The following is a 13,753-nucleotide window of genomic DNA, read 5'->3' as shown; positions in this document are numbered from 1 at the left end:
GAAACAAGAGTTTTTGTGAGAAGTCCTATTTCATAAATGAGGTGTAACGACATGAGACAATCCCTGACTTTCATTCCAACTCTTCGAGAGGTGCCGGCAGATGCTGAGGCAAAAAGCCATCAACTCTTAGTAAGAGCTGGATTTATTAGACAAAATACAAGTGGAATCTATCATTATCTGCCGCTTGCGCATAAAGTCATTCAGCATATTCAATCCATCGTCCGCAAGGAAATGGAAAAGGCAGGCGCAGCTGAGCTGTTAATGCCAGTGCTCCAGCAGGCAGAAATGTGGCAAGAGTCAGGAAGATGGTATACATACGGTCCAGAACTGATGCGTATGAAGGATCGCCATGGCCGCGAATTTGCGCTTGGTCCAACCCACGAAGAAGTGATTACATCACTAGTACGCAGTGAAGTGAAATCGTATAAGAAGCTACCTTTAACTCTATATCAAATTCAATCAAAATTCCGTGATGAACAGAGACCACGCTTTGGACTGCTGCGCGGACGTGAATTTATTATGAAGGATGCATACTCATTCCATTCTTCACCAGAAAGCCTCGACGAGACATACAACAAAATGTTTACAGCTTATTCTAATGTGTTCTCAAAAGTAGGTCTCAATTTTAGACCAGTCATTGCAGATTCTGGGGCAATGGGCGGAAAAGATACACATGAGTTCATGGCACTCTCAGAGGTCGGAGAGGATACCATCGCTTATTCTGATACTTCCTCATATGCTGCAAACATTGAAATGGCTGAGGCTGTATATCACGGAGAAGAAGCAAATCCTGCGGACTTCAAAGAGCTTGAAAAAGTCCACACGCCGCAAGCGAAAACAATCCAAGATGTGGCTGGATTTTTAGAAGTTGATCCTTCTGCATGCATGAAATCTGTTTTGTTTAAAGCAGACGATGCGTATGTTCTCATCCTTACTAGAGGCGATCATGAAGTAAATGATGTGAAAGTGAAAAACTTAGTAGGAGCACAGCTTGTCGAACTAGCATCACGCGAAGAAGTGCTAGAAGTCATTGGAACTGAGCCTGGATTTGTTGGACCTGTTAAACTGGAAGCAGAAGTCGATATTTATGCGGACCTTGCTGTGAAGGGAATGACAAATGCAGTCGCTGGTGCAAACGAAACGGATTATCACTATGTCAATGTCAACCCTGCACGTGATGTGTCAGTGAAAGAATTCACAGATCTTCGCTTGATTCAAGAAGGAGATGTTTCTCCAGACGGGGAAGGCACCATCCAGTTTGCAAAAGGGATTGAAGTAGGACAAGTCTTTAAACTCGGCACTCGTTATTCTGAATCAATGGATGCAACGTACCTTGATGAGAATGGACGGGCGCAGCCAATGATTATGGGCTGCTATGGCATCGGCATCTCTAGAACTCTTTCAGCGATTGTTGAACAGCATCATGATGAGAAAGGAATCATTTGGCCGGAAACAGTGGCACCATATGACCTTCACCTCCTTGCATTAAATATGAAAAACGATGCGCAAAAAGAATTGGCTGAAACGTTGTACGAGCGCTTAGAAGATGAAGGCTTTGACGTACTTTTCGATGACCGCCAGGAGCGTGCAGGAGTGAAATTTGCAGACAGTGATTTAATTGGACTGCCAATTCGCATTAGCTGCGGTAAACGTTCAGAAGAAGGTATTGTTGAAGTGAAGTTTAGAAAATCAGGTGAATCACATGAAGTATCTGTTGATGATCTGATTTCATTTATACGCCAAGCATAAAACGAACAAAAAAATGAAGGTACCTCCTGTAGAAAAGAGGTACCTTTCTGATTGAAAAAAGGAGGGTCCTGTCTTGGATGAACAATTACCGATCACACGGCGGCAATTTCATATATTACTCAATCAGATTCAAATGACAGATGATGACCTCAGTCGTTACTTTGAAGAAGGGGAAATCGTCAAATTGACGGTGCACAAAGCGACGAAAACATGGCATTTCCTTTTTAAATTTAAGGCTCTTTTGCCTTACAAAGTATACGCCATGTTTCTCAGCAGACTGACAAATGCATTTTCTCATATTGCACAAATTACTTGTACGATTGAAGTGAGTGATCCGCACATCTCTGAAGATCTCGTACAATCGTACTGGTCACATTGTGTGGAAGAACTTCAAGGAATTTCTCCCCCAATCATCAGTTTGCTTCAGCAGCAAAAACCGTCGCTGTCTGGCCATAAAATCATCATTAAAACGAAAAGCGAAACAGAGGCACTCGCTATTAAGAAGAAGTACAGCCCGATGCTCCAGGCCGCATTTAAACAAGTAGGTTTTCCAGAGCTGCAATTCGATACAGAAATTTTTGTATCAGATCAAGAGATTCAGAAGTTCAGAGAACAAAAGCTTGCTGAAGATCAAGAAAGAGCCATGCAAGCCCTCACTGAGATGGAGAAGAAAGAAAGTGAGGAGCAGGATGAAGCTCCATCAGGCCCTCTGATGATTGGCTATCAAATCAAAGACAATGAAGAAATTCGTACGCTTGACAGTATCATGGACGAGGAAAGAAGAATCACCGTTCAAGGCTACGTATTCGATGCAGAAACGCGTGAGCTGAAAAGCGGGAGAACGCTTTGTATCTTTAAGATCACTGATTATACAAATAGTATATTGATCAAAATGTTTGCAAGAGAAAAAGAAGATGCTCAGCTGATGAAATCATTGAAAAAAGGCATGTGGGTGAAAGCAAGAGGAAGCATTCAAAATGATACGTTTGTCAGAGATCTTGTCATGATCGCTAATGATGTCAATGAAATGAAACCGCAGCTGAAAGAAGATACAGCACCTGAGGGTGAAAAGCGTGTGGAGCTTCATTTACATTCACCTATGAGCCAAATGGATGCTGTCACTGGCATCGGCAGGCTTGTTGAACAAGCAAAAAAATGGGGACATGAAGCCATTGCTCTGACAGATCATGCCGTTGTACAATCCTTCCCGGATGCGTATGCAGCAAGTAAAAAGCATGACATCAAAATGATGTACGGTGTGGAAATCAATTTAGTGGACGACGGGGTACCGATTGCGTATAACCCAGAGCACCGCTTGTTAGAGGATGCGACATATGTCGTATTTGACGTAGAGACAACTGGACTTTCAGCCGTTTATGACACGATCATTGAGCTGGCAGCAGTGAAAATCAAAGGCGGGGAAATCATTGACCGCTTTGAGGCGTTTGCAAATCCCCATCACCCGTTATCAGCGACAACCATCGAATTAACAGGTATCACCGATGATATGGTGAGAGATGCACCAGATGTCGTCGACGTCGTACGGGATTTCAAAGAATGGATTGGACAAGATATTCTTGTTGCGCACAATGCGAGCTTTGATATGGGCTTTTTAAATGCAGCGTATAAACGCCTCTTAAAAACAGATAAAGCGTCAAACCCTGTCATTGATACACTTGAACTTGGCCGTTTCCTATACCCAGAATTTAAAAATCACCGGCTGAACACCCTCTGTAAAAAGTTTGATATTGAACTAACGCAGCATCACCGGGCGATTTATGATGCAGAGGCGACAGGCTATCTCATGCTGAAGATGCTAAAAGATGCGGCTGAAAAAGAGATTGCCTATCACGATCAATTGAATGAAAACATGGGGCAGTCGAATGCATACCAGCGCTCACGTCCTTACCATGCAACTTTGATTGCTCAAAATGAGACAGGTCTTAAGAATTTATTTAAGCTTGTTTCACTTTCTCATATTCATTATTTCTACCGTGTCCCGCGTATTCCACGCTCCCAGCTTGAGAAATATCGAGAAGGTTTAATTGTTGGGTCTGCTTGTGATAAGGGTGAGGTATTTGAAGGAATGATGCAAAAGTCACCTGATGAGGTGGAAGACATTGCAGCATTTTATGACTATTTAGAGGTACATCCGCCAGAAGTGTATCAGCACCTGCTACAGCTTGAGCTAGTTCGAGATGAACGTGCGTTAAAAGAAATCATCACAAACATTGTCAAACTTGGCGAAAAGCTGAATAAACCAGTTGTGGCGACTGGGAATGTACATTACCTGCATCCAGAAGACAAAATTTATCGTAAAATCTTAATTTCATCACAAGGTGGAGCGAATCCGCTGAACCGACATGAACTGCCAAAAGTTCATTTTAGAACGACAGATGAAATGCTTGAAGCGTTCTCCTTCCTAGGAGACGAAAAAGCGAAAGAGATCGTCGTAACAAATACGCAAAAAGTATCTGAGATGGTCGAAAGCATTAAACCTATCAAAGATGATCTTTACACACCAAAAATTGAAGGTGCAGATGAAGAAATACGGGAAATGAGCTATCAAATGGCGCGCAGTATCTACGGAGATGACCTGCCGAAAATCGTAGAAGACCGCATTGAGAAAGAATTAAAAAGTATTATCGGTCATGGTTTCGCCGTTATTTACTTAATCTCTCATAAGCTCGTAAAAAAATCACTTGATGATGGATATCTTGTTGGTTCAAGGGGATCTGTCGGATCATCTCTTGTTGCGACATTAACAGAGATTACTGAAGTAAATCCACTTGCACCTCATTATGTATGCCCAAGCTGTAAGCACTCTGAGTTCTTTAATGACGGATCTGTTGGTTCAGGCTTTGACCTTCCAGATAAAGACTGTCCTGAATGTGGAACGCCGTATAAAAAAGACGGACATGATATTCCGTTTGAAACGTTCCTAGGTTTTAAAGGAGACAAAGTTCCTGATATTGATTTGAACTTCTCAGGCGAATATCAGCCGATAGCACATAACTATACGAAAGAGTTGTTCGGAGAAGAGTATGTATACCGAGCAGGGACGATTGGTACCGTTGCAGAAAAAACAGCATACGGTTACGTGAAAGGCTATGCAGGGGATCATAACCTTCATATGAGAGGTGCTGAAATCGACCGGCTTGTACAAGGCTGTACAGGGGTAAAACGGACAACGGGCCAGCATCCAGGCGGGATTATCGTTGTGCCGGATTATATGGACATTTACGATTTCTCACCTATTCAATACCCAGCAGATGCGACAGGTTCTGATTGGAAGACGACACATTTTGATTTCCATTCGATTCACGATAACTTGCTCAAGCTGGATATTCTTGGGCACGATGATCCAACGGTCATTCGTATGCTTCAAGATTTAAGCGGAATCGATCCAAAAACGATTCCAACAGATGACCCTGAAGTCATGAAGATTTTCCAAGGGACAGAGCCGCTAGGTGTAACAGAAGAGCAAATAGGCTGTAAAACAGGTACACTCGGTATCCCGGAATTTGGAACAAGATTTGTTCGGCAAATGCTAGAGGATACAAAACCAACGACCTTCTCAGAGCTTGTTCAGATTTCTGGGCTCTCACACGGTACGGATGTATGGCTCGGAAACGCACAAGAGCTCATTCACAATAAAACGTGTGAACTAAGTGAAGTCATTGGGTGTCGTGATGATATTATGGTCTATCTCATCTACCAAGGCTTAGAGCCGTCACTTGCCTTTAAAATCATGGAATCTGTTCGTAAAGGAAAGGGACTTCCTCCTGAATGGGAAGAAGAAATGAAGAATAATAATGTACCAAACTGGTATATTGATTCTTGTAAAAAGATCAAATACATGTTCCCTAAAGCCCACGCGGCTGCATATGTATTGATGGCTGTTCGTATTGCTTATTTCAAGGTGCATCATGCACTCCTGTACTATGCGGCTTACTTTACCGTTCGTGCGGATGACTTTGATATTGAAACGATGACAAAAGGATCGAATGCAATCCGAGCCGTTATGGATGATATTAATTCAAAAGGTTTAGATGCATCACCGAAAGAAAAGAACCTATTAACTGTGCTAGAGCTTGCGCTTGAAATGTGTGAAAGAGGCTACCACTTCAAAAAAGTTGACCTCTACCGCTCAAGTGCAACAGAGTTTATCATAGATGGAGACGGATTAATTCCTCCATTCAACTCGATCCCTGGACTCGGCACAAACGTTGCGTTAAATATTGTCCGCGCGCGGCAAGATGGGGAATTCCTTTCAAAAGAAGATTTACAAAAGCGTGGAAAAGTCTCAAAGACTATTCTTGAGTATTTAGATCGTCAAGGCTGTTTAGAAGCACTTCCTGATCAAAATCAGCTTTCTTTATTCTAATGTGATGAATAAGAGCGCCCTTAAAAGGGCGTTCTTTTCTATATATACAATAATATTATTATGTTAACTAATAAAGATTTTTCACCAACTGGAATTATTTTCATATCCATTCATATATCTTGATTTAGCGTGATGTTTTAAGAGAAGAGATTGTATGTCATTCTTTCTACCCAAATAGAGCTCAAAAGAGAATTTCGCCGTCTGAAATGTTCTCAAACGACATATGATCATTCTGGGTACAGTCAGAAGGAGAATCAAGAGAAAACTTCGATGAGCGTAAGGCTGATTGCTGTTTACTATGCTTATTTTTGAAACATATTTGATTCTTTTCAAAACTGTACAGATCACGAAACGAAGTATCAAAAGGAGGCGGTGCGTCTATTGATCAATGTTTCACTAAAAAGAAGGGGTGAGCAATAGAGAAATGGCATCTTACAACTATGTAGAGGTTTTACAAAAATCCATGCTTTTTTATGAAGCGCAGCGGTCAGGCCGGCTTCCGGAAAACAATCGTCTTAACTGGCGGGGAGATTCTGGACTAGAGGACGGGAAGGAGGTTGGGCATGACTTAACTGGCGGCTGGTATGATGCAGGAGATCATGTGAAATTTGGACTTCCGATGGCTTATTCAGCAGCCGTGCTTGCATGGACAGTATATGAATACCGGGAAGCTTATGAAGAGGCGGAGCTGCTTGATGAGATACTAGATCAAATCAAGTGGGCAACTGATTATTTCTTGAAAGCACATACAGGACCGAATGAATTTTGGGCGCAAGTAGGTGATGGAAACGCCGATCATGCTTGGTGGGGGCCAGCAGAAGTGATGCCGATGAACCGGCCAGCTTTTAAAATTGATGAACATTGTCCTGGAACAGAAGTAGCTGCACAAACTGCGGCGGCTTTAGCAGCAGGTTCTATCATTTTTAAAGAAACAGATGCGTCTTATGCGGCAAAGCTTTTAACGCACGCCAAACAGCTATATGCATTTGCTGACAAGTATCGCGGCAAATATTCAGATTGTGTCACCAATGCGCAGCCATTTTACAACTCCTGGAGCGGCTATGTTGACGAACTGATTTGGGGCGGAATCTGGCTGTACTTGGCGACAAATGAAGAAACTTATTTAAACCAAGCATTAAAAGCGGTAGAGGAATGGCCGAAGGATTGGGATTATACGTTTACCATGTCATGGGACAATACTTTTTTTGCTTCACAAATTTTACTTGCAAGAATCACGAAAGAGAACAGATTTATAGAATCCACTGAGCGCAATCTTGATTACTGGACCACAGGTCTTGTTCAAAATGGAAAAGTAGAAAGAATCACCTATACGCCTGGTGGTTTGGCATGGCTAGATCAATGGGGTTCACTTCGTTATGCCGCAAATGCAGCATTTTTAGCCTTTGTTTATGCTGATTGGGTATCTGATCAAGAAAAGAAGAATCGATATCAATCGTTTGCAATCAAGCAAACTCACTATATGTTAGGTGATAATCCGCTGAATAGAAGCTACGTCGTTGGGTTTGGCCAGAATCCGCCGAAGCACCCGCACCATCGTACTGCACATGGCTCATGGTCTAACCAGCTGACAAACCCTCCAAATCACCGGCACACACTTTATGGAGCGCTTGTTGGAGGTCCTAATGCACAGGATCAATATGACGATGACATCTCTGATTATATATCTAACGAAGTGGCGACTGATTATAATGCCGCCTTTACTGGAAATATCGCCAAAATGGTGCAGCTCTTTGGTCAAGGCCAATCAAAGCTGCCAAATTTCCCGCCTAAAGAACAGGTGGAGGATGAGTTCTTTGTAGAGGCAGCTGTGATGCATAACGATACAACATCTACTCAAGTGAAAGCAGTGCTGTACAACAGGTCCGGCTGGCCGGCAAGAACCAGTCAAACACTCTCCTTCAGATATTACGTTAATCTGAGCGAGGTCTTTGCAAAGGGATTGACTGAAAAGGATATTCAGGTGACAGCAGCCTACAATGAAGGCGCTTCCTTATCGCCTTTAAAGGTATATGACGCATCAGCTCGCGTCTATTTTGCAGAAATTGATTTTACCGGCGTAGCTATTTCTCCTAGAGGAGAATCTGAGCATAAGAAGGAAATACAATTTCGAATATCTGCTCCAAATGGATCGAATATATGGGATGCCTCAAATGATTATTCCTATCAAGGATTAACATCCACTATGCAAAAAACAACGAAGATTCCTGTCTTTGACGATGGTGCTTTAGTATTTGGCACACTTCCAGACAAATAAAAATCAACGATTTTATTGAAAGGGTGAAGGACTTGTCAAATAAAGAACGGTTTTTAACGCTTTATCATCAAATCAAAAGCGATGCGAATGGATATTTTTCACCAGAAGGAATTCCGTACCATTCAATCGAGACGCTCATTTGTGAAGCGCCTGATTACGGACATATGACAACTTCGGAAGCGTATAGCTATTGGCTATGGCTTGAGGTGCTGTACGGACATTACACAGGGGATTGGAGCAAATTAGAGGCAGCTTGGGACAATATGGAGAAGTACATCATCCCAGTCAATGAAGATGGGCATGATGAGCAGCCGCATATGAATGCTTATAATCCGTCCAGTCCAGCCACATATGCAGCAGAGAAACCATTTCCGGATCAATACCCAAGCCAATTAACCGGTGCCCGTCCTGCTGGTCAAGATCCAATTGATGGTGAATTAAAATCAACCTATGGATCGAATGAAACGTATTTAATGCACTGGCTCCTTGACGTAGATAACTGGTATGGCTATGGGAACTTGCTCAACCCATCACATACAGCCGCATATGTGAACACATTCCAGCGTGGTCCACAGGAATCTGTATGGGAGTCCATCCCTCATCCATCACAAGACGATAAATCTTTTGGTAAGCCGAATGAAGGCTTTATGAGCTTGTTCACAAAAGAAAATCAAGCTCCAGCTGCTCAGTGGCGTTATACGAATGCAACAGATGCTGATGCACGTGCGATACAAGCGATGTATTGGGCGAAGGAGCTCGGCTATAATCAGACAGCTTATCTTGATAAAGCGAAAAAAATGGGGGATTTCCTCCGTTACGGTATGTACGATAAATATTTTCAAACGATTGGAAGCGGGAAGCAGGGGAATCCGTATCCTGGAAACGGAAAGGGTGCCTGTCATTACTTAATGGCTTGGTATACCTCTTGGGGTGGAGGACTCGGGGAGTATGCAAACTGGTCATGGCGTATCGGAGCGAGCCATTGTCATCAGGGATATCAAAATCCTGTCGCTGCTTATGCTTTATCCTCAGATAAAGGAGGCCTAAAGCCATCTTCTGCTACTGGGGCAAGCGATTGGGAAAAAACATTAAAGAGGCAGCTTGAATTTTACGTATGGCTTCAATCGAAAGAGGGAGCCATAGCAGGAGGCGCAACCAATAGCTGGAATGGAGACTATAGTGCTTATCCGGCGGGAAGAAGTACTTTTTACGATATGGCATATGAAGATGCGCCTGTTTACCTTGATCCGCCATCAAATAACTGGTTTGGAATGCAGGCGTGGCCAATGGAGCGCGTAGCAGAGCTTTATTATATTTTTGTCAAAGATGGCGACAAAACATCTGAAAATGTCCAAATGGCCAAATCTGCCATAACAAAATGGGTCAACTATGCATTAGATTATATTTTTATCGGCAGCCGTCCTGTGTCGGATGAAGAGGGTTATTTCTTAGATGAGCAAGGACAGAGAATTCTAGGAGGAACAAATGTTTCGGTTGCTACAACAAGTGCGCCTGGAGAGTTTTGGCTACCTGGAAATATTGCTTGGAGCGGACAGCCTGATACTTGGAATGGATTCCAGTCTGCAACAGGAAATCCAAATTTAACAGCTGTCACAAAAGATCCAACTCAGGATACAGGCGTATTAGGGAGTCTTGCCAAAGCTTTGATTTTCTTTGCTGCAGCCACAAAGCTGGAAACAGGTGATTATACAGCGCTTGGTGCAAGAGCGAAAGATGCAGCCGCGCAGCTTCTAGAGGTTGCATGGAATTACAATGATGGCGTCGGCATAGTGACCGAGGAAGATAGAGAAGACTATGACCGTTTCTTTAGAAAAGAAGTGTATTTTCCAAATGGATGGAACGGGACATTTGGTCAAGGAAATCAGATTCCTGGAGCCAGCACCGTTCCTTCTGACCCGCAGCGAGGAGGGAATGGGGTCTATACGAGTTTTGCTGACCTTCGTCCGAAGATTAAACAAGATCCAGCGTGGTCTTCACTCGAAAGTAAATATCAGTCTTCATTTAATGAAGCTACAGGCAAATGGGAGAATGGCGCACCAGTTTTCACTTATCACCGCTTCTGGTCTCAAGTGGATATGGCCACTGCCTATGCTGAATATCATCGTCTGATCAACTAAGAGATCAAAGGTCAAATTCAAGCTGTCGGCTTCTAGCCGGCAGTTTGAATAGAAAATATCAAGAATCCAATGAAGATAAGGGTGAGTTTATATGGTCAAAGAAAGAAGTTTTCTTCATCATTCATTCAATAGGGGCGAAAATGGACAGGACAGTCTGATGTGGAAAAAAGAGGCGGATGATCGAATCTCAGAGCATAGACAAAGAGATCTTGTGATCAACGTAACAAACGGTGAAAAAAAGCCAATAGCAGGTATAGAGGTTGAAATAAAGCAAATCAGACATGAATTCGCCTTTGGTTCAGCGATGAATGATCAAGTGTTATTTAATCAACAATATGCTGATTTTTTCGTGAAACATTTTAATTGGGCTGTTTTTGAAAATGAGGCAAAATGGTATGCGAATGAGCCACAAAGAGGGAGAATCACCTACGAAAAAGCAGATGCGATGCTGAATTTTGCAGATCGACATCAGCTTCCAGTGAGAGGGCACGCTTTGTTTTGGGAGGTAGAGGATGCGAATCCAAGCTGGCTAAGGTCACTGCCAAATCACGAAGTATATGAAGCCATGAAAAACCGGCTTGAGCATGCGGGCAATCACTTTAAGGGAAGGTTCCGTCATTGGGATGTAAACAATGAAATGATGCATGGTTCATTTTTTAAAGATCGCTTTGGGAAAAATATTTGGAAGTGGATGTATGAAGAAACGAAAAAAATTGATCCTCAAGCACTATTGTTTGTGAATGATTATAATGTGATCTCATATGGTGAACACCATGCCTATAAAGCGCATATCAATGAACTGCGTCAGTTAGGCGCACCTATTGAGGCGATTGGGGTTCAAGGCCATTTTGAAGAACGGGTCGATCCAGTCATTGTCAAAGAGAGACTCGATGTGCTTGCTGAGCTAGGTCTTCCAATATGGGTCACAGAGTACGATTCGGTTCACCCTGACCCTAATCGAAGAGCGGATAACCTGGAAGCTTTATATCGCGTCGCATTTAGTCATCCAGCCGTAAAAGGAGTGCTAATGTGGGGATTTTGGGCAGGTGCCCATTGGAGAGGGGAAAATGCAGCCATCGTGAATTATGATTGGTCTTTAAATGAAGCAGGAAGACGTTATGAAAAGCTTCTAAATGAGTGGACGACCCAAAGAGTTGAAAAAACAGATGCTAATGGCCATGTGAGATGTCCAGCATTTCACGGAACATATGAGGTTAGAATCGGTAAAGAAAGTAAAATGTTGAAACAGCAGACGATTGAACTTGATTCAAATGAACAAACACCGTTTCAACTAGACGTGATCCTGCCTCAAGAAGGATAGAGATAGATTGTGAGGAGAATGTAAATGAAAAAGTGGGCTCAAAGAGTATCTTGCTTCATACTTGTGGCCGCTATATGGTCCGGCTGGTTTTCGCTTACGATTAAAGCGGCCGCTTATGTGCAGACGTCTGGTACACAATTTACGCTGAACAATCAACCATTTTACTTCGCCGGCACAAATAATTACTATTTCCATTACAAATCTAAAAAAATGGTAGATGCTGTGTTCGATGATATGAAAGCAATGAATTTAAAGGTCATACGGATTTGGGGCTTTCACGACGGGGCCCCTCAAGAAAACTCAGTCTTACAATCTAGTCCAGGGGTCTATGAAGAATCGGGATTTCAAAAACTAGATTATGCCATTTATAAAGCAGGAAAGGAAGGAATAAAGCTTGTCATCCCACTAGTGAACAATTGGGATGACTTCGGCGGTATGAATCAATATGTGAAGTGGTTCGGGGCAGGATCGCATGATGCCTTTTATACAGATCCTCGTATTCAAAAGGCTTACAAAAATTATGTCCGCTATGTATTAGAAAGAACCAATACGTATACAGGTGTTCAATATAAAGACGATCCAGCTATTATGACTTGGGAGTTAGCCAACGAGCCGCGGATGCAGTCAGATCCAACGGGAAATGTACTAGTCAAATGGGCAGATGAAATGAGTACATGGATCAAATCGATTGATCGTCACCATCTTGTTGCAGTAGGAGATGAAGGATTCTTTCGTATACCAGGACATGAAGATTGGTTTTACGGAGGAGGGGAAGGCGTCGATTGGGACCGTCTAACATCTCTTCCTCATATCGATTATGGAACCTATCATTTGTACCCAGATCACTGGAACAAGTCTGCTGTCTGGGGAGTGAAATGGATCGAAGACCATATCACCCGCGGAAATTCAATCGGAAAACCAGTTGTGCTAGAAGAGTTTGGCTACCAAAATCAATCAGCTCGTCCAGGCGTATATCAAAGCTGGCTGTCAGCGGTAGAGCGGCTTGGAGGTGCTGGCAGTCAATTTTGGATTTTAACAAGCATTCAGGACGATGACTCGCTCTATCCGGATTATGACGGATTCCGCATCATAAAAGGGAGCAGGGAGGCAGCACTTATCAGTGAACATGCGAAAAGAATGAATGAAAAAAACCGATGATGAATGCCTGCTGAATAAGGAACTTCATTTGCATAAAAAAATTGGATATGGTATAGTTTTTATGGAAATGCTAACGATTACCGAGACAAGAGTGGGGAAACCCGCTCTTTTGTATTGAACAGGCAATTTTTGTCTCGACATTATTCATCCGTTTTCTGCTCCCCCTGCTCACATAAAGCAGGGTTTTTATGCAGAATGATTGATAAGAGCGTTTATCGAAAGCACAAGGAGGAAGAGAATGAGCAAAAAAGTAGTGGATGTCGTAAGCGAAATGGTGCAGCCAATTTTAGATGGCTTACAGCTTGAACTCGTTGATGTTGAATTTGTCAAAGAGGGTCAAAACTGGTTCCTTCGCGTGTTTATTGACTCTGATAAAGGTGTCGATATCGAAGAGTGTGCCAAAGTGAGCGAAGCCTTGAGCGAAAAGCTTGATGAGGCAGATCCGATTAGCCAAAACTACTTTCTTGAAGTGTCCTCTCCTGGAGCGGAGCGCCCATTAAAGAAAAAAGCTGATTTTGAAAAAGCACTTGGAAAAAATGTTTTCATGAAAACATATGAACCAATTGATGGTGAAAAAGCATTTGAAGGTGAGCTTACAAGCTTTGATGGTGAGATTGCAACAGTGACAGTGAAGATCAAGACAAGAAAGAAAGAGATCAATATTCCATACGAAAAAATAGCTAACGCAAGATTAGCAGTTTCGTTCAATTAACCTTTTCATTGAT

At 42.6% G+C, this 13,753-nt stretch carries 7 protein-coding genes; all 7 read left to right on the top strand.

Going from position 1 to position 13,753, the window contains the following annotated elements; translation table 11 throughout:
• Window positions 1–51: 51 nt before the first annotated feature.
• Window positions 52–1,749, top strand: coding sequence for a proline--tRNA ligase (locus AMR95_RS04250; protein WP_058837695.1), 1,698 nt, complete (start codon window positions 52–54; stop codon window positions 1,747–1,749).
• A 73-nt stretch (window positions 1,750–1,822) separates the two neighbouring features.
• Window positions 1,823–6,136 (top strand): PolC-type DNA polymerase III, encoded by a 4,314-nt coding sequence (locus AMR95_RS04245; protein WP_058837694.1) that lies wholly within the window; start codon window positions 1,823–1,825, stop codon window positions 6,134–6,136.
• 424 nt (window positions 6,137–6,560) lie between these two features.
• Window positions 6,561–8,411 carry a glycoside hydrolase family 9 protein gene (locus AMR95_RS04240; protein WP_058837693.1) on the top strand — a complete coding sequence of 617 codons (1,851 nt, stop codon included), beginning with the start codon at window positions 6,561–6,563 and terminating at the stop codon, window positions 8,409–8,411.
• Window positions 8,412–8,443: 32 nt separating this feature from the next.
• A complete protein-coding gene (locus tag AMR95_RS04235; protein ID WP_041084839.1) occupies window positions 8,444–10,549 on the top strand; it encodes a glycoside hydrolase family 48 protein in 2,106 nt (701 codons plus the stop codon).
• 91 nt (window positions 10,550–10,640) lie between these two features.
• On the top strand, window positions 10,641–11,870 hold the full coding sequence (locus AMR95_RS04230; protein WP_058837692.1) for an endo-1,4-beta-xylanase: 1,230 nt from the start codon (window positions 10,641–10,643) through the stop codon (window positions 11,868–11,870).
• A gap of 24 nt (window positions 11,871–11,894) precedes the next feature.
• Window positions 11,895–13,028 carry a glycoside hydrolase 5 family protein gene (locus AMR95_RS04225; protein ID WP_058837691.1) on the top strand — a complete coding sequence of 378 codons (1,134 nt, stop codon included), beginning with the start codon at window positions 11,895–11,897 and terminating at the stop codon, window positions 13,026–13,028.
• A gap of 238 nt (window positions 13,029–13,266) precedes the next feature.
• On the top strand, window positions 13,267–13,740 hold the full coding sequence (gene rimP / locus AMR95_RS04215; RefSeq protein ID WP_003211398.1) for a ribosome maturation factor RimP: 474 nt from the start codon (window positions 13,267–13,269) through the stop codon (window positions 13,738–13,740).
• Window positions 13,741–13,753: the final 13 nt, after the last annotated feature.

It is taken from the genome of Bacillus sp. G1(2015b) (genome assembly GCF_001482475.1).
Lineage (GTDB): Bacteria > Bacillota > Bacilli > Bacillales > Bacillaceae > Bacillus > Bacillus safensis.
Note: the sequence above shows the minus strand (reverse complement) of the source record. Positions and strands in the feature narration are given on the sequence as shown.